This is a genomic window from Sphingobium rhizovicinum (assembly GCF_042647625.1).
Lineage (GTDB): Bacteria > Pseudomonadota > Alphaproteobacteria > Sphingomonadales > Sphingomonadaceae > Sphingobium > Sphingobium rhizovicinum.
Genome location: NZ_JBHRVU010000002.1, coordinates 172,255 through 188,712, shown reverse-complemented (window position 1 = coordinate 188,712; position 16,458 = coordinate 172,255). Strand labels below are relative to the sequence as shown.

General features: G+C 60.3%; 16 protein-coding genes and 1 pseudogene. 11 read left to right on the top strand and 6 right to left on the bottom strand.

What is annotated here, in order from left to right; all coding sequences use genetic code 11:
* The first annotated feature begins 8 nt into the window (after positions 1 to 8).
* A complete protein-coding gene (locus tag ACFOKF_RS01060) occupies positions 9 to 425 on the top strand; it encodes a mercuric transporter MerT family protein (protein ID WP_004213257.1) in 417 nt (138 codons plus the stop codon).
* Positions 425 to 646, top strand: coding sequence for a GDCCVxC domain-containing (seleno)protein (locus ACFOKF_RS01055; RefSeq protein WP_004213258.1), 222 nt, complete (start codon positions 425 to 427; stop codon positions 644 to 646). Before ACFOKF_RS01060 ends, ACFOKF_RS01055 begins: the two co-directional genes overlap by 1 nt.
* Positions 647 to 662: 16 nt before the next feature.
* Here ACFOKF_RS01055 and ACFOKF_RS01050 read toward each other — a convergent pair whose 3' ends face one another.
* Both ACFOKF_RS01050 and ACFOKF_RS01045 read right to left on the bottom strand, forming a co-directional pair.
* The gene (locus ACFOKF_RS01050) at positions 663 to 1,247 is read right to left on the bottom strand and encodes a DsrE family protein (RefSeq protein ID WP_004213260.1); all 585 of its coding nucleotides are present in this window, start codon (positions 1,245 to 1,247) and stop codon (positions 663 to 665) included.
* 27 nt (positions 1,248 to 1,274) lie between these two features.
* Positions 1,275 to 2,732 carry a multicopper oxidase family protein gene (locus ACFOKF_RS01045; protein ID WP_037555777.1) on the bottom strand — a complete coding sequence of 486 codons (1,458 nt, stop codon included), beginning with the start codon at positions 2,730 to 2,732 and terminating at the stop codon, positions 1,275 to 1,277.
* A 248-nt stretch (positions 2,733 to 2,980) separates the two neighbouring features.
* Between ACFOKF_RS01045 and ACFOKF_RS01040 the strand changes: the two genes are divergently transcribed.
* Positions 2,981 to 3,568, top strand: a complete 588-nt coding sequence (locus ACFOKF_RS01040) for an SDR family NAD(P)-dependent oxidoreductase (RefSeq protein ID WP_082734528.1) — start codon at positions 2,981 to 2,983, stop codon at positions 3,566 to 3,568.
* A gap of 38 nt (positions 3,569 to 3,606) precedes the next feature.
* On the opposite strand, the gene ACFOKF_RS01035 is transcribed toward ACFOKF_RS01040, so the two are convergent.
* Both ACFOKF_RS01035 and ACFOKF_RS01030 read right to left on the bottom strand, forming a co-directional pair.
* Positions 3,607 to 4,566 (bottom strand): quinone oxidoreductase family protein, encoded by a 960-nt coding sequence (locus ACFOKF_RS01035; RefSeq protein ID WP_030540911.1) that lies wholly within the window; start codon positions 4,564 to 4,566, stop codon positions 3,607 to 3,609.
* Between the two features lie 156 nt (positions 4,567 to 4,722).
* Positions 4,723 to 4,992 carry a hypothetical protein gene (locus tag ACFOKF_RS01030; protein ID WP_125723807.1) on the bottom strand — a complete coding sequence of 90 codons (270 nt, stop codon included), beginning with the start codon at positions 4,990 to 4,992 and terminating at the stop codon, positions 4,723 to 4,725.
* Between ACFOKF_RS01030 and ACFOKF_RS01025 the strand changes: the two are divergent.
* Together ACFOKF_RS01025 and ACFOKF_RS01020 are read left to right on the top strand one after the other, a co-directional pair.
* Positions 4,983 to 5,042, top strand: a pseudogene (locus ACFOKF_RS01025) (hypothetical protein); the annotation flags it as partial. The gene ACFOKF_RS01030 and the pseudogene ACFOKF_RS01025 sit on opposite strands and share 10 nt — an antisense overlap.
* Before the next feature lie 75 nt (positions 5,043 to 5,117).
* Complete coding sequence (locus ACFOKF_RS01020; RefSeq protein WP_048939645.1) at positions 5,118 to 5,435, top strand: LysR family transcriptional regulator substrate-binding protein; 318 nt, start codon at positions 5,118 to 5,120, stop codon at positions 5,433 to 5,435.
* A gap of 256 nt (positions 5,436 to 5,691) precedes the next feature.
* On the opposite strand, the gene ACFOKF_RS01015 is transcribed toward ACFOKF_RS01020, so the two are convergent.
* Positions 5,692 to 6,558 (bottom strand): recombinase family protein, encoded by an 867-nt coding sequence (locus tag ACFOKF_RS01015; protein ID WP_006953933.1) that lies wholly within the window; start codon positions 6,556 to 6,558, stop codon positions 5,692 to 5,694.
* Positions 6,559 to 6,700: 142 nt separating this feature from the next.
* Positions 6,701 to 9,610, bottom strand: a complete 2,910-nt coding sequence (locus ACFOKF_RS01010; RefSeq protein WP_048938210.1) for a Tn3 family transposase — start codon at positions 9,608 to 9,610, stop codon at positions 6,701 to 6,703.
* Positions 9,611 to 9,978: 368 nt separating this feature from the next.
* On the opposite strand from ACFOKF_RS01010, the gene ACFOKF_RS01005 reads away from it, so the two are divergent.
* The 6 genes from ACFOKF_RS01005 to ACFOKF_RS00980 all read left to right on the top strand — a co-directional run bounded on the left by ACFOKF_RS01005 (position 9,979) and on the right by ACFOKF_RS00980 (position 16,432).
* Entirely contained in the window at positions 9,979 to 10,236 is a 258-nt protein-coding gene (locus ACFOKF_RS01005) for a hypothetical protein (protein WP_139797613.1), read from the top strand.
* Complete coding sequence (locus ACFOKF_RS01000; protein WP_380792333.1) at positions 10,236 to 11,036, top strand: transporter; 801 nt, start codon at positions 10,236 to 10,238, stop codon at positions 11,034 to 11,036. The genes ACFOKF_RS01005 and ACFOKF_RS01000 overlap by 1 nt, the downstream gene beginning before the upstream one ends.
* Positions 11,037 to 11,060: 24 nt before the next feature.
* Positions 11,061 to 13,229 carry a PQQ-dependent dehydrogenase, methanol/ethanol family gene (locus tag ACFOKF_RS00995; protein WP_107917704.1) on the top strand — a complete coding sequence of 723 codons (2,169 nt, stop codon included), beginning with the start codon at positions 11,061 to 11,063 and terminating at the stop codon, positions 13,227 to 13,229.
* Between the two features lie 172 nt (positions 13,230 to 13,401).
* On the top strand, positions 13,402 to 13,806 hold the full coding sequence (locus tag ACFOKF_RS00990) for an aldehyde dehydrogenase family protein (protein ID WP_380792330.1): 405 nt from the start codon (positions 13,402 to 13,404) through the stop codon (positions 13,804 to 13,806).
* The gene (locus ACFOKF_RS00985) at positions 13,758 to 14,804 is read left to right on the top strand and encodes an aldehyde dehydrogenase family protein (RefSeq protein WP_380792361.1); all 1,047 of its coding nucleotides are present in this window, start codon (positions 13,758 to 13,760) and stop codon (positions 14,802 to 14,804) included. The genes ACFOKF_RS00990 and ACFOKF_RS00985 overlap by 49 nt, the downstream gene beginning before the upstream one ends.
* A 47-nt stretch (positions 14,805 to 14,851) precedes the next feature.
* Positions 14,852 to 16,432: an AMP-binding protein gene (locus ACFOKF_RS00980; RefSeq protein ID WP_049771327.1), complete on the top strand. Its 1,581-nt coding sequence runs from the start codon at positions 14,852 to 14,854 to the stop codon at positions 16,430 to 16,432.
* Positions 16,433 to 16,458: the final 26 nt, after the last annotated feature.

Sequence of the window (16,458 nt, the reverse complement as noted above, 5' to 3'; positions counted from 1 at the left end):
GACGACTGATGAATAAAAGGATTTTGCCGCACGAAACCCTGGCCGCTTCCGCATCGCCACGCCGCGCCGACGCGGGGCTATCCGCCCTGGGTGCGCTGGCGAGCTTCGGCGCGGTCCTAGCCGCCGCATCCTGCTGCGTCTTGCCGCTCGCGCTGGCGGCGCTGGGCGTGGGGGCGGGCCTGTCGAGCACCTTCGCCGCGCTGATGCCTCTGCGCTGGGCCCTGACGGCGCTTTCCCTCGTCGGCCTGGCTGCCGGGTGGTGGGCGTATGTGCGGCGTCGGAGGACCTGCGCTGCGGATCGGTCCTGCACCGTGACCCTACCGTCCCGCGCAACTCCGATCATGCTCACGATCGGCACGACCCTGACGCTGACCGCGCTGATATGGGATCGCATTGAAGCGCCGCTTATAAAGGCGCTTTCCTGATGCAGCTCACCTCCACGCTGACCTGTCCCGAGTGCGGCGGTGTCGCGACCGAGACGATGCCCACCAACGCCTGCCAGTTCTTCTATGATTGCCGACATTGCGCGGCGGTGCTGCGGCCCCTGGCCGGCGACTGCTGCGTGTTCTGCTCGTTCGGCGATGTCCCATGCCCTCCGATTCAGGAGGCGAAGGCGAACGGGACCGTGGCGGGCTGCTGCGGGTGAGGGGGTATCGCACCTTTCAATCCGGGATGAGCGCGTAACCCCGGATTTGTAGATTCGCCAAGGTTGTAAGCGCCGAATCATCGATCTCAACGCCCGAAGCCACTTGGTTCGGCATGATCTCATTTCCGACCATGGCCTGACTGCAAACGCGGATTGAAACACCGGCTTTCTGGAGAGCGGCAATCAGCGCAGCGTTCGGGTTGGCCGCTACCTTCATACGCGCCGCATATGGCGCGTTCTGCAGGACGAGCGGGGTCGCGGGACCATGAATGATGACGGCGATGTCACCAGCCGGATGGACCTTGTCCGCGCCTAGCAGGTTCACGAAGCGCGCGACCTTCTCAAGGCTGGGATTCACTTTGTCGGGAGAGCTTGCGGCCTTGGTGACATTGAACAAGACGCGGTAGCGAAGCTTGGGATCGGGCCGCTCGGCAGCACTGGGCACGGCCACGATCCCGCCAAATCCCGGTATTACGGGATAAACCAGATTATCCTGTGCAGCTAGCGAGGTGCCGCCGGTCAGCATCGTTGCCGCGAGCAGAAATGTGGCGAAAGCTCTTTTTGGCAACCTTGCTCTCCTGTTGGACGGTAGGCGCTGCATAAACTCTCCAGAAGTGGGAGCCTACGCCTACGCAACACTGAACTGGCCCATCATTCCATTATCCTCATGTTCAAGGATATGGCAGTGATACATGAAGGGAGCGCTCTTGGCCGGCTGATCAAATCGGATGAGAAGCTCCACCGGTTCCTTGACGAGGACCGTGTCGCGCGGCCCCTGGTCGAGAACATCGGGCTGCCCGCCACCGCGGGTGAGAACATCAAAGTGGACGCCGTGAATATGGATCGGGTGGCGCATCATTTCGCCAGACACCTCCCATATTTCGGTGGAGCCTAGCTTCACCGTCTCATCGATGCGATTCATGTCGAATGGCTTGCCATTGATCGTAAGGCCGCCACCGCCGCTTCCTGAGCCCATCATGCCGCCCATGCCCATGTTGAGGCTCAGACGGCGACGGCGCACCGCCTTGCTGGCGTCGGGCCCAGTTCGTGATGCCAGAAGGGTCGGCACGACGCCGCTGGCACGAGCCTGTCCCAACGGCCGTGGTTCAAACCGCAGCACGGTCGCTGGTGCCGCGGCATCGGTCCTTCGGGCGCCACGCCCCATCATACCCATGCCGCCCATCATCGAGCTGTTGGTATCAGCCGCCGTCACCAGCGAGGCGGACCTACCGTCCGTGAAGTCCACGAGAAGCTCGGCACGTTGGCCCGGCGCCAAGGTTATGGCTTCCAATGCCACTGCGTGTTCGAGCAGCCCCCCTTCGGTTCCGATCCAGTGAAAGCTCCGCCGATCGGAAAACGACAGCTCATAAATCCGCGCGTTCGATGCGTTGACGAGCCGCAGGCGAACCAACCGATTTGGCACCGCCGCCAGCGGATTCACCGCGCCGTTCACAAGGATCGTGTCGCCGCGCCGGCCCTGCATGGCGACCATCATGCCGCCTGGCATGACAAGGCGACCATTTTCGAACTGGCGATCCTGGATGAGCAGGGGCAGATCGTCCACGCCATATTCTGACGGGAGCCCCAGGCCCTGCTCTTCGTCGTCGGTTACCAGCAACGCCCCAGCCAGGCCCGAATAGACTTGCTCGGCCGTCAACCCATGGACGTGTGAGTGATAAAGGAGGGTCGCTGCGGGCTGCCGGATCGGGAGCGTGGGCCGCCAGGTCGCGCCCGGCGCGATGATCTGATGGGGGCCGCCATCCAGCTCTCCGGGGATCAGAAGCCCGTGCCAATGCACAGTCGTGTCCGCGTTGAGCCCGTTGGTCACGACAGCCGCCACGTCGTCGCCACGGCGCACCCTGATCGTCGGTCCGAGATAGCTGCCATTATACCCGAGCGTGTCACTCGGCCGGCCTGGATAAAATGAAGTCGTTCCGGACTGGACCCGTAGCGCGAATGAGCGGCCAGGCCGTGCGTCCAACAGCGGCGGCATCGGAAGCGGGTTTGCACCTCCCCCGCCGAGGCCCGGCGTGGAGCGCGAGCAAGCGGTGGTTGTGGACCTATCGGCGTTCTCGAAAATCGGCATACTAATCAATATGTTGCAACAAGACACGGTGGGAGTGGAGCCGTTAATAGGGGTATGTAATTCGCCTCGACTAGTCGAAAATTCGGTGTGCCCGTGCCGATCCCGCAAGGGACCGGACCTACACGCTGATGCATGACTTTCATGACTCATCGCCACTGCAACAACAAGGGCTGACCTCCGATGAGCCTGCGGACCGCAGTCGTCAGGTTTCTGAGGCCAGCCCCCATCTCAATTAGTGTCGGCCTCAGATTGATCTGTGGCGGCAGACGCGAACGATACAGGCCGATAGCGCAGACCCGGATGCGATCACGCGCGCCGTGAGCGAGGCCGTCTCGGCGCTCGGTGGTCTTGATATTCTCGTCAATAGCGCGGCGATCGGCCATTCCGGTCTGATCGCCGACCTCGATGTGGCCGAGTATCAGAAGCTGATGGACGTCAACGTGCGAGCACCAGTGCTATTCGCGAAGGCCGCCATTCCGCATCTCTCCGCTGGGGGGCGCATAATCTCGATTGGGTCGGGGCTCGGCGAACGCGTCCCATTTCCGGGCGTAACGGCCTATGCGATGTCCAAGGCCGCGCTTACGTCCTTCACTCGCGGGTTGTCACGTGAACTCGGGCCGCAGGGCATCACCGTGAACCTCGTGCAGCCCGGATCTGTGGATACTGACGCGAACCCCGCAGACGGCCCGGCGGCAGATTTCCAACGGAGTTTGACGTCTCTGGGCCGCTTCGCCAAGCCGAGTGAAATCGCGAATGCGGTCGTGTTTCTATCAAGTCCCGCGGCGAGTGTAATTACAGGCGCCACCTTGACCGCCGACGCGGGCGCGATCGCCTGACAGCGGGCGCTCGGTAGCGGTTGGGCGCGAAATCGGCGTCAGGGGATCAGCACGATACGGCCGAGGACCTTGTTGTCCTCGGCATACCGATGGGCGGCCCCTGCCTCGGCGAGCGGAAACCTTCTGTCGATTGGCACGGTGAGACTGCCTTTCGCAACGTCGGCGAGCATCATGTCGATGGTTTGGCGCACCGCTGCACGTGACAGGACGGTTCCCATGAATACGCCGATGACCGTTTGATTTCGCTGCACCGCTGGCCAAAAATCCACTGTCAGAGCCCCGCCGCCGGCATTGCCCACGGACACCAAGACTCCTTCGTCGCGGAGCGCGGCGAGGGATGTCGCCAAGGTGGAACCTACCGGATCGACGATGAGGTCAACGCCTCGGCCGCCGGTGAGGTCACGGACCACGTCCACGACCGATTCGACGTTATGGTCGATTACACGCGATGCACCGAGCTCGATGACGCTGCGGACGCGATCCTCACCGCTAGCGACGGCGATTACGGTCGCGCCGGCCTGGCGGGCGAGCTGTACTGCCGCGACCCCGACACCCCCCGCTGCACCTTGGATGAGGACGGAGCTTCCGCTTGAGAGCCGCCCTCTCGCGAACAGGCAATGATGGGCAGTTCCGAAGCCGATCGGGATCGCCGCGGCTTCTGCTACGCCTGCGCCTGCGGGCAGCAGCCAAGTCTGATCTGTCGGAACTGCGCGGAGTTGGGCGTGGGATCCATCCAAGCCCCATGAGGTAACTCGGTCGCCGGGCTTGCGGTCCGTGACCGCGTCACCGATCGCCACCACCGTGCCCGCTGCGGCATAGCCGACGACATATGCGGGGTGCCCCGGCGGCGAACTGCGACGGTTGATCAGGTCTCCGCCCTCAACGGATATCGCCTCGACCTGGATCAGGACATCCCGCGAACGAATTTTGGGGTCGGGCACGTCCGTGTAGCGAAGGACTTCCGGTGGACCGTTATGATCGTAGACAGCCGCTTTCATCGTCGTTCCTTTCGATGCGCGACGGACCGAGGCGGTTGCGTAGGAATTGCTGGGACCGGAACGCAAATTTATCTGCATGTGGCACTGCCGATCACGATCCGGTAGCATCGGCGAACGTGCATCTGTGTTGCATAATCAGGAGCGCTGCCGCCGACATCAATCGCCATCGGTGGAGTTAGGTGCTTCCTCAGCGTGCGCAGCTGCTGTCATCAGTGTTCCCCTATCGGCGACGGAGTTTTCAGGACGCGGGACTACCGAGACGGTGTTGGCAACGCCAAACTCCGGCACAAAACGCGGCCGTCCGAAGCGGATATTGGCATGGGGGAGTGATGTTTGCCGAATATGATCTTGGATCTGCGAAATCTGCGCTGCGCGATCGCGGCGGCGGAAACTGGCAGTTTCGATGAGCGAGAGAGATGCTGGCATTGTCCCAATCGTCACTCAGCCGACGCATTCAGCATCTTGAGCACCGATTAGGCGTTCCCCTGTTCAAGCGAAGTCGAATTGGTGTTTCGCCCACAACGGCAGGCGCTGCCTTCTTGGAACGGGCAATGGCCGGCGCCCAGCAATTAGATCTCGCCGCTCGTTACGCAGTTGCTGTCGACAGTGGGGAGGCGGGGCAAGTCCGCATCGGAGTTACATCATCGCGCACCGGCGGGTTGTTTGGTGATGTGCTGCGTCAGTTTAAAGCTCTATTTCCATCGGTGAACATCACCCTCACGGAAGATACGACGAGTAGGACAAGCCATAACGTGGCCATGGGAACGCTCGACGTCGCCTTCGCTGATGATGCCGAACGAAAAGGTATCGATAATCACGTCCGTGGGTCCAGGTCCATCACGAGCGCAATGGTCCGCGCATTTTGCTGATCCATAGGTCCGTTCCTCGACCTGCGGCAAGGGGTCGAGAAACGGCCTACGCGTGGGTGGTCGTGATCTCCATTGCGAAAGCCTCTGGCCGAACAACAAGATTTGCTCACGCCAGTCCGAAATTGCCTTGGCTCGCGTCCGACGTGCTGCTTGTCGGGCGGAATATCGGCGGATGGCTCCTCGCAAATAGGCCCAGTCGGCCCGAAGCTGCGATTTTGGCCAGGTTGAAGAACGAACACTGAACGCTTGATTGATTCTACCAGGACCGTTGCTGACCACCGACCTCGTAGATATCGGCTTCCATGGAGCAATTGTAGCTCTCTGCGATGTTGAACATCTCGGAGAGGAGGCTTTGGATTTCCTCATCAAGGGAAATGCCATCCGGATCGGGGTCATAGGCGACGGTCAGTTTGTAATCACAATTGCCGTTTTTTACCATGGCGTAGTCGCGTTCCAGCATCGCCTCAATCCGCTCCCGAGCGGGTTTTCTACCTCTTCCACGCTTGTTGAAGTTCTCGATAATCAGATGCAGGGCGATGCTGGCAGTGGGCGGCTTTTCCGGCAGTTTGGTCTGTGACGGAATAATGTCGAGCGCCCGATAGACGGTCATTCGTGAGACCTTCAGGTCGCGGGCAACGCGGGCCTTGCTGGCGCCGGCGGCAAGGCGACGGCGGATTTCATCGTCATCGACGTTCTTCTTCCGGCCTTTGTAAACGCCTTCGGCGCGCGCCGCTTCGATCCCGGCGCGCTGACGATCCTTGATGAACTTCAGCTCCATATCGGCGACCATGCCGAGTATGGTGATGACCATTCGCCCCATGTCGCCCGCCGTCGTCACCTCTGGCTCAAGGATGCGCAGCGAAGCTCCCTTTTCATCAAGCTCATGCACCAGGTTCAGGACATCGCGCGTGGAGCGGCCGAGCCGGTCGAGCCGCAGCACGACCAGCTCGTCGCCGGTGTGCATAAACTGCATGATCGTTTCCAGTTCCGTGCGCCCGCTCCGCGAGGCCCCCGATCCGGTCTCGGAACGGATAATTTCGCAACCTGCATTCTTGAGGCGGCCAATCTGGATATCCAGATCCTGGTCCGTGGTGCTGACGCGGGCATATCCGATACGAGCCAAGTGCAAAATCCGTCACATTAGGGTGGCTCTTGCAGTGTATCGTCACATTGAGCGCAAACCCACCCTTTTGTGACAGACGAATGGTGTCACTCGGCCCTATCACTCTGGGGTGTACCCAAATGTTATAGGCCGATCAGCCGCCTCACGCTGCAAGCCGTCCAAAATCAATCCGGTCGTTCAGGTCGAGGTCGAAGCGGCCATAAGGGTTCACATGACTGTAGATCAACGGCGTGAGACCACGATAATCTTCCGGCGTCATCCGCCCCGCCCACTTCGGCTCAACCAGTACGGTCTGAAGCATGCGGGTGTTCACATACACCAGCGACGCTTGCAGGAGGTGTAGCGCCAGAACGGAGATTTCCTGCTCATGGATGCGGTTGGTGGCGATCTCGCCGCCCTTGCCGAAGAACACGAAACCATTAGCGCCGTTCCAGTTCTCAACCACATTCAGCCCTTCGTGGATCTCGCGGCGGAATGCCTCCTGACGCAAATACCGGCATAGGAAGATTGTTTTGACCGCGCGGCCGAGTTCACTCAGCGCCTTGTAGGTCGGGTGCATCACTTCGGCTCTGGCAAACCGGAGCAGGATCGCTTCCGGATCGGCGGTGCGCGATTGCATGGCAGCGGCATATTTGACCATTTCGTCATATTGTTGCTCGATCTCGTCCCAGTCGATCGGGCTGGAGAGGATCGGCAGTAAATTGGAAAGCCGCGTGCGCATGCCGGCTTGGGGAAGGGCCAGTTTCTGGCGTGCCACTGCTTTCAGCCGCGGGGCAAGCTCAAATCCAAGGAGTCGGCAGAACGCAAAGCCGACTGCGCTCTGGCCGTGGCTATCGACGTACTGGCGCTGGATTTCCATGTCGGTGCAATGGCGTAGCACGCCTTCGATCATGGAGGCGACCTCCGAGGAAGAGCACCGCTTGAGCTGGGAATAAACGCAGGTCGCGCGCTTCTCCACATGCCAGTAGATCATGACGCCACGGCCGCCATAGCGGGCGTGCCATTCCGTCATCAGGTTGCGGTCCCACGCGCCGAACTTCGTTGAATCGGACGCGCATGCCGTGCCCGCATCTCCCCATACTGCGGCATTGCGGATTGCCAGTGTCGCGTTTGCTACCCGCGCGCACGCCTCCCTCAGCGCTGGCGCGTGGATGAAACGGCGATGGACATGCAGCAATTCCTCGTAACTGACATCGGGTGTTGCGCCAGCGACCCGCTTGAGCCCGGCGTTCGTGCCCAAGCCATAGAGACACAGCAAAAGACGCTGAGCCAAGGCTGCTTTCGACAGGGTAACCCGCGAGGCCGACGTTTCGAAAGCATCCATCAATCCCGTGTCCAGAGCAGCCTCTTTCAACACGTCCAGCAGTCCGGTCATCGGCCAGCGCTGACCGATCTCGCTTTTGATCGAAGCGAGACCCTTCGGTTCGGGCAAGGGCTTGAACGGTGTAATCGATATCCGGTTGTCGCCGCGCCACAGGAGCCGGACCTTGTCGTTTTGTGGAATATTGGCATTGAGGAGCAACAGTTCCCGTTCAAGCTCCTCCCGGATCGAGGCGCAAAACGCCTGCGCATCTGGCGTCAGGCTGAGGCCGGAATAGTACGCATCTCGCCTGATCTCGAAGTCCTTGGGAAGATCGTCATCGGGATTGCGATAGCGATCCGCCCCGACCACCCAGATTTCTTTGGAGCGGATGCGGTCGCGCAGTTGCGTCAGGACGCAAAGCTCATAGCTGATCCGGTTTACCCGCCCATCGTCATCAATGACGGAACTGCGCCATCGCGCTGGAATCACCTCATCGATCGGAACATCCTGCAATGGCACGAAGCGGCATCCGCCATCCACCTTGCTCCTGATCCAGTCGAGGGCCGCCAGGACCGGCCGCCACACCGCGTTGTTCGACCGGAACTCAAGTACGGAAAGCAGGCTTGGCAGCATGCGCCGGTAATGATTGGCCCAGGAACCACGCATCACCTTGTAGATGCGCCGGTCCAGAGCGCCCTTCGCATGGCTCTCCTTGACGATCGCCGCCAGCTTGGCCTTACCGGCGATCGGGAAAATGACATCGCAGATGCGCCCCGATGGTTCATTGATCGAGGCGCTGGCGATCTCGACCAGCAGGCGCTCCTTTCCATAGACCCGCTCGATGTCTTTCGCGATATCGCCCACCACCTTGCGTTTCGAGCGCGTTCCGATCTTGTGAACGGTTTCGATCAGCAGGTCGATCATCGCGTCAGTGAGTTGCGCCTCCCGCGACATTAGATAAATCGCATAAAGGCCGAGCTGTCGCGCCGGCGCATGCCGGCGCATCTCCGAGGCCTTTTCACCGGCAACGCGGCGAACAATCTGATCGACCCATGGCTTGCCCGTAGCCGTCAGGAGATCATGGGGAAGATCAAGTCTCTGGATAAAGGCGAGTTTCTCGGTCACGTCGAGAATGTTGTCGAGCGTTGCCTGTCCGGCGTCACCCTTCATCCTGTTGAATCCGGTCGAGCTGTCCGGATCGGCAAGCGAGGCTTCCAATAACGCCACCGCATCTGACGAAAGCCGATCACTGGTTCCGATCAGCCAGGTGTCCAGATAATCTTGCCGTTGTGAGCGAACGACACGTTCAAGCTCCTTGCGCGACGGCCCATAAATACGCCGGTCCCGGCACCACAGGAAAACATGCTCAAGCATGGCATTGATCGACTGGCCGCCCGGGCACAGCTCGCCAGCAATCCATTCCGTCAATTGCGCGCGATCCACCCGCTTCATGCGGTGATATCCAAGATGGATCAGGATCTCCGCACAATGCCGTCGTGCTGTCCGACTGGAAAAGTCATAACCGGCTATCTCGCCAGCCTCGACACCGAGTTGCTCGGCCAGATACGAGAGGCCATCGGTAGGGATTGAGCCGGGATCGATCGCGAAAAACCCCAGGGAAGCGAAGAATTTCAGCTGCGCGGCGAGGCCAAGGCGCGTCAGGGCCGGCTTCGAATTTACAAAATCAATATCGGCAAAGCTCAGGCTCCATCGTCCGATCAAATCCCCGCCCGGAATACTCCGATCCATCAACCCACTCCCTATGATGGAGCGAACTGTCCTCTTCTATGATTTCCATCGTCAATACCGAATGCCACGTTCCCAAAACGTTCTCCGACTTGGCCAAAATCGCAGCTTGGGGCCGACTGGGCCAAATATGACAGGAGAGATAGCAATCCTGTTTTGATCGGCCTGGATGCCGAAGCTCTCGGTTTGATCCATCTGCCAAGGTGAAACCTGACGATACGGGTGTCCGAATACACCTGTTCTATTTCGTTACAGTTAGCTGAGACGCGTTCCCCCAACCGTGGTCATTTTCCAGCAGATTGGACAATCTCCGATTTGGCACGCTTTGTGCTTAGGGGTTACCAACTATGATATAATGGAGGGAGAGGATAATGGGTAATCTCAATAAAGGTTCGCTTTTGAAGGCGGCCCTGTGGGGAGGCGTTGCGTTGTGTACGCCGATGGCCAGCACGGCGGCATGGGCGACCGACGTTGATGCCGGCGACTATGTCGCACTGCCGCCGGGATCCAATCTGGCCATTGTCTATGCGCAATTTGCCGAGCGCGACGCCATTGAAGGCGGCCCTGTGGGGAGGCGTTGCGTTGTGTACGCCGATGGCCAGCACGGCGGCATGGGCGACCGACGTTGATGCCGGCGACTATGTCGCACTGCCGCCGGGATCCAATCTGGCCATTGTCTATGCGCAATTTGCCGAGCGCGACGCCATCTATGCCAAGGGCGACAAGCAGCCGGGTGATCCCGGATTTGGACTCGACCGTATTCATTCTGCGCGGCGTTCACTATATGGACATTGCCGGCCTGACGGTCGACCCGCAGTTTCTGCTTCCGCTCGGTCAGCTGGAAGGGAAGGGCGATACGCACGCTTTGGGTAAAAGCGGCGGCGCGGCCGGCGATCTTATCCTCGCAGCCACCGTTTGGCTGGTGAACAAGCCCAAGAGCAATACCTATTTCGGTATCACGCCATTCGTCTATGTGCCGACAGGATCATATGATCGCACCCGCCCCCTGAACCTGGGCGAGAACCGTTGGAAGTTCGTGCTCCAGGGCGGCTTCGTTAAGGGGGTCACGCCCAAGATCTCGATCGACCTCGTCGGCGACGTGACCTTCTATGGCAAGAATAACGACTTCGGCTCGTCTTCCGCGCGTCTGACGCAATCCGCAAGCGGGCAGTTCCAGGCTTTCGCCCGTTATCAGCTCAAGCCGAACCTCGATTTCCGCGTCGGCGGCTCGTTCGTCACGGGTGGCGAGACGAGGATCGATGGCATCAGGCAGCAGGATCAAGCGAGCAATTGGAAGGGCAATGTCGGAATGGCCTGGTTTCCGGCGAAGACCGTGCAATTGCTCGCCACCTACGGCCGCGACATTTCGGTGAGGAGCGGATTTCGGGAATCGAACCGCCTCAATTTGCGTCTTCTGAAGGTCTTCTAAGTATTTGAGAGAAAGAACAAAGACATGTCGATCATCTTTTTCGGGCGGGGAAAGCCGGGGCGAATGGCCCTTGTGGGGGCGGGCTTCCTCTTGCTGGGTACGACACTGAGTGGTTGCTCGCGGTCGAACGAAGCGAGCAACCGGGCACCCGTCGATACCTCGAAAATCGCCGGGAAAATTAACGGTGACTTTATTGTCAAGAACGCTGCGACTTCCGAGGAATGGCCCAGCTACGGCCTCGACTATTCGGAAACGCGCTTCAGCAAGCTGTCCCAGATATCCACTGACAATGTCGCCCGACTGGGTTTGGCCTGGACCTATGATCTGGGCTCGACCCGCGGCGTAGAGGCAACGCCGCTTGTTGTGGACGGGATCATGTACGTGACAGCATCCTGGAGCGTCGTGCATGCAATCAATGTACGGACGGGGAAGCAGTTGTGGACGTTCGATCCGCAAGTGCCGCGCAGCGCGGGCGGCAAGGGGTGCTGTGACGTCGTGAACCGGGGCGTGGCCGTCTATGAGGGAAAAGTCTTCGTCGGAGCCTTCGATGGTCGTCTCATCGCGCTTGATGCGGCGTCCGGCGCCAAATTGTGGGAAGAGGACACCAGACTATCGCCGGACTCGCCAGCCACCATCACCGGCGCGCCGCGTGTGTACAAGGGCAAGGTCATCATTGGTAACGGTGGCGCGGAGCTGGGGTTGCGTGGCTATATCACCGCCTATGATGCGTCGTCGGGCAAGAAGCTCTGGCGCTGGTTCACGGTCCCGGGAGATCCATCGAAGCCGTTTGAGAACAAGGCGATGGAAGCCGCCGCCAAGACCTGGGACCCCAGCGGACGCTATTGGGAGGCGGGCGGTGGCGGCACCGTCTGGAACAGCATGGCGTTCGATCCGCAGCTCAATCTCATGTATATCGGCGTCGGAAACGGGGCGCCTTGGTCGCGCAATCGCCGCAGTCCCAAGGGCGGCGACAATCTCTATCTCGGATCGATCGTCGCGCTCAATCCTGATACCGGCGAATATGTCTGGCACTATCAGGAGACGCCGGGGGACAACTGGGATTACACGTCGACGCAGGATATGATCCTGGCCGACATGACGGTCGACGGCGCGCCGCGCAAAGTGATCCTGCATGCGCCCAAGAACGGCTTCTTCTTCGTCATCGATCGGACAAACGGCAAATTCATCTCCGCGAAGAATTTCGTGCCGGTGAACTGGGCCTCGGGCTATGACAAGGCGGGCAGGCCTATCGAATTGCCCGGCGTCCGCTCGGCCACGCCCTATGAGATCATTCCCGGTCCTTTTGGCGGGCACAACTGGCATTCCATGTCGTTCAATCCGGCTTTGGGGCTGGCGTTCATTCCCGCGCAGCATGTGCCGCTTTCGCTGGCGGACGATCCGAAATGGAAATATCGCTCCAACATTCCAGGCCAGCCCATGAGCGGCATCGGTTGGAACACAGGCAGTTTGCTGGGAGGCGCGGCGACGAAGGCCAAACCCTTCGGTCGCCTGATCGCATGGGACCCGGTGCGCCAGAAGCAAGTCTGGAGTCAGGAACAAGTTTCGCCGTGGAATGGTGGCACGCTGACCACAGCGGGGAATCTGGTGTTCCAAGGAACCGCAGATGGGCATTTCGTAGCCTATGATGCGCGCAACGGCCATAAAATGTGGGAGTCGCCGGTAGGCAGTGGCGTCATCGCGGCTCCGATCACCTACCAGATCGATGGCAAGCAGTATGTCTCGATTGCGGTGGGTTGGGGCGGTGTTTTCGGTGAGTCCCAGCGCGCTACCGACCGCAGTTCGCCTGGTACGGTCTACACCTTCGTCATCGGCGGCAAGGCGCCGTTGCCGCAGTTCGGAAAATATGAGCAGGGGGAACTGCTCTCGGGCGTGCCCTATGACAAGAAGGACGTCGCTCCTGGAGGCGCACTCTACGTCAGCAACTGTCTGTTCTGCCATGGCGTTCCTGGCGTCGACAAGGGAGGCAATTTGCCCAACCTGGGTTATGCGCCCCGCGAGGCGATCGCCAATCTTGAAGCGTTCGTTTTCGAAGGTGCGATGGCCGAGCAGGGTATGCCCGATTTCAAGGGCAAGCTTACCGCAGAGGACGTCAAGAAGCTCAAGGCGTTCATTCAAGGCACTGCAGATTCTGTGCGCGGACAACCTGCCGCGAGCGCAAAACCGAAAAAATAGGCTCGCTTAGAGAGGATGACCGGCGGTTTCGGCGCCCGCCGCCGGTCATCCGATCCTTTGTGAAAAGGCGGCGACAAACGCTTGCGCCGGTCAGGACTGAAGACCGGCGACCATGGGGCGCTCTGGATGCCCTGCATATTCGATTTTCCCACGTATGTGGCTGGAGACAAGCATGTCTGATTATAAGTTGCTGATTGGGGGCCAACTCGTGGAGGGCGATGGCACGCTCGAGGTCATCAACCCCGCACTCGGCGAAGCGTTCGTGACCGTGCCGCGCGCTTCAGCGGCTCAGGCCGACGAAGCCATCAAAGCCGCCAAGGCAGCCTATCCCGGCTGGGCCGAGACGCCCTTCGCGCAGCGCCAGGCCAAGCTCATCGAGCTTGCCGATGCCATCGCGGCCGATGGCGACAATCTCGCGCGCCTGCTGGTGCAAGAACAGGGCAAGCCCTTTGCCGAGGCCCAGGGGAAGTTGCGTGGACGGAAGGATATCTCCGGCACTACGCCACTCTCGAGCTTCCCGACCGGGTCATACAGGACGATGAGCAGGCCCATATCGTCGTCAAGCATCGGCCGCTAGGCGTGGTCGTCGGGATCATCGCATGGAACTTCCCGCTGCTCGTCGCCTGCTGGAAGATCGGTCCCGCCGTGCTGGCGGGAAACAGCATCATCTTGAAGCCGGCCCCTACCACGCCCGTCACCGCCCTTGCATTAGGCGCGCTGTGCCGAGACATCTTCCCGGCGGGCGTGGTCAACATCATCACCGACGATAATGACCTGGGGCCGCATCTCACCGCCCATCCGGATGTCGCCAAAATTGGCTTCACGGGTTCGACCGCCACCGGCAAGCGGATCGCGGCGAGCAGCGCTGATACGCTCAAGCGCGTCACGCTCGAGCTGGGCGGCAACGATCCGGCCATCGTGCTGGAGGATGTCGATGTGCGTGAGACGGCGCTGGCGATCTTCAACGGCGCGTTCCTCAACTGCGGACAGGTCTGCCTGGCGGTGAAGCGGGCCTATGTGCATGAATCGATCTACGAGGCGATGTGCGACGAATTGGCAAGGCTGGCGCAGGAAGCCGTCGTCGATGACGGACTGAAGCAGGGAACGAATATCGGTCCGATCCAGAACCGCGCGCAATTTGAAAAGGTGAAGGGATTCCTGGAGGCGGCCCGGCGCGACGGCAAGATCATCGCCGGTGGCGAAGCCATGGAGCGAGCCGGCTATTTCATCCAACCGACCATCGTCCGGGATATCAGCGACGGCCATACGATCGTGGATGAAGAGCAATTCGGACCCATATTGCCGGTCATCGCCTTCTCGGATGTGGACGACGTGGTACGCTGCGTCAATTCCTCCGAATACGGCCTGGGTGGATCCATCTGGTCGAAAGATGTCGAGCGCGCCGCGGCGATCGCCGAGCGTATCGAAAGCGGTCAGATGTGGGTCAACCAGCATATCGCGATCGGCCCGCACATCCCCATGGCCGGCTTCAAAAATTCCGGCCTGGGTGTCGAGCAGTCCGTCGAGGGCCTCGCCGAATATACGCAGCTCCAAGTGATCAACATCAAGAGGTGACCGTGCTCTCAATTGCGAAAGGCGCGGCTGATGTTCCGCTGCTGGAGATGACGCTGGGAGAAGCCCTATCGGTGGCTGCCCGGCGCTGGGGGAGTGAACTGGCATTGGTTTCCCGGCATCAGAATATATGCTGGAGCTGGCAGGAACTGAACCGCGAAGCGGAACGGGTCGCGTGCGGACTGCTCGATCATGGGGTGCGTCGCGGCGATCGGGTCGGCATCTGGGCGCCCAATTGCGCCGAATGGACCGTGATTCAATTCGCGACCGCCAAGATCGGCGCGATCCTGGTAAACATCAATCCTGCCTATCGTGTCAGCGAAATCGAGTATGCGCTCGCAAAGGTCGGCTGCAGCGTGCTGGTGACGGCATCTGCCTTCAAAAGCAGTAACTACATCGCCATGCTACGCGAGATCGGGACGCGTAGTTTACCTGACCTTCGCCTGGTGATTTCGCTTGGTGAGCAGGCACATGACGGTTTCATTCCTTGGGAGCAACTGCGCGTGTCGGCGGATCCCCTGCTGCTGGGCGCGGCATCGGAAAGTCTGCGACCGGACGATGCCATCAACATACAATTCACCAGCGGCACGACGGGTTTTCCAAAGGGGGCAACGCTTACGCATCGCAACATTCTCAACAATGGTTATTTTTCGGGACAAACCATCAATCTCACCGTCAAGGACCGCATCTGCATTCCGGTTCCGCTCTATCATTGCTTCGGCATGGTCCTGGGTAATCTTGCATCCGTGACGAGCGGGGCTGCGATGATCTACCCCGGAGAGGCTTATGATGCGCGGATGACACTTGAGGCGGTGCGAGATGAACGTTGTACGGCGCTTTACGGAGTGCCGACCATGCTGATCACGATCCTCAACCATCCGGACCTCGATCAGTTCGACGTCTCGTCCTTGCGCACCGGGATCATGGCGGGCGCCCCTTGCCCGGCGGCCATGATGGAGCAGATCATGGATCGGTTGAACATGCGCGAGGTGACTATCGGCTATGGCATGACCGAAACCAGTCCCCTGACGACGCAGACGTCGATAGACGATCCCGTCGCAGAGCGAGTGGCGACGGTGGGCCGCGTCCACCCTCATGCCGAAGCAAAGATCGTAGGGTTGAACGGCGAGACATTGCAGGTGAACCAACAGGGCGAATATTGCTCGCGCGGATATGCGGTGATGCAGGGATATTGGAACGATCCGGAAAAGACCGACGATGCCATCGACGCGGAAGGATGGATGCACTCGGGCGATCTCGCGGTGATGGATGAGCGGGGCTATGTTCGCATTACCGGCCGCATCAAGGACATGATCATCCGGGGCGGCGAGAATATCTATCCGCGCGAGCTCGAGGAATTCCTGCTTGGCCACCCGTTGATCGTCGATGTGCAGGTCTTTGGCGTCAGCGACGCTAAATTTGGTGAGGAAGTCTGCGCATGGGTCATAGCGCGAGCCGGCCATCGGCTGAGCGCCGACGATGTGATTGCCCACTGCCGGGGTAAGATCGCCCACTACAAGGTTCCCCGCTATGTCCGCATCGTCGAGGGCTTCGCTATGACGGTCACGGGCAAGGCGCAGAAGTTCGAGATGCGCAAGACGATGGAAGCTGAACTGGGCTTGGTGGCTTGAGTATTCCTCTCCCCTTGAGCCACTAT

What these genes read in the sequence shown, in the direction of transcription:
- ACFOKF_RS01060 (WP_004213257.1), top strand. Translation starts at nt 9, where the DNA reads ATGAATAAAAGGATTTTGCCGCACGAAACCCTGGCCGCTTCCGCATCG.
- ACFOKF_RS01055 (WP_004213258.1), top strand. Translation starts at nt 425, where the DNA reads ATGCAGCTCACCTCCACGCTGACCTGTCCCGAGTGCGGCGGTGTCGCG.
- ACFOKF_RS01050 (WP_004213260.1), bottom strand. Translation starts at nt 1,247, where the DNA reads ATGCAGCGCCTACCGTCCAACAGGAGAGCAAGGTTGCCAAAAAGAGCT.
- ACFOKF_RS01045 (WP_037555777.1), bottom strand. Translation starts at nt 2,732, where the DNA reads ATGCCGATTTTCGAGAACGCCGATAGGTCCACAACCACCGCTTGCTCG.
- ACFOKF_RS01035 (WP_030540911.1), bottom strand. Translation starts at nt 4,566, where the DNA reads ATGAAAGCGGCTGTCTACGATCATAACGGTCCACCGGAAGTCCTTCGC.
- ACFOKF_RS01030 (WP_125723807.1), bottom strand. Translation starts at nt 4,992, where the DNA reads ATGCCAGCATCTCTCTCGCTCATCGAAACTGCCAGTTTCCGCCGCCGC.
- ACFOKF_RS01020 (WP_048939645.1), top strand. Translation starts at nt 5,118, where the DNA reads ATGGCCGGCGCCCAGCAATTAGATCTCGCCGCTCGTTACGCAGTTGCT.
- ACFOKF_RS01010 (WP_048938210.1), bottom strand. Translation starts at nt 9,610, where the DNA reads ATGGATCGGAGTATTCCGGGCGGGGATTTGATCGGACGATGGAGCCTG.
- ACFOKF_RS01005 (WP_139797613.1), top strand. Translation starts at nt 9,979, where the DNA reads ATGGGTAATCTCAATAAAGGTTCGCTTTTGAAGGCGGCCCTGTGGGGA.
- ACFOKF_RS01000 (WP_380792333.1), top strand. Translation starts at nt 10,236, where the DNA reads ATGCCGGCGACTATGTCGCACTGCCGCCGGGATCCAATCTGGCCATTG.
- ACFOKF_RS00995 (WP_107917704.1), top strand. Translation starts at nt 11,061, where the DNA reads ATGTCGATCATCTTTTTCGGGCGGGGAAAGCCGGGGCGAATGGCCCTT.
- ACFOKF_RS00990 (WP_380792330.1), top strand. Translation starts at nt 13,402, where the DNA reads ATGTCTGATTATAAGTTGCTGATTGGGGGCCAACTCGTGGAGGGCGAT.
- ACFOKF_RS00980 (WP_049771327.1), top strand. Translation starts at nt 14,852, where the DNA reads ATGACGCTGGGAGAAGCCCTATCGGTGGCTGCCCGGCGCTGGGGGAGT.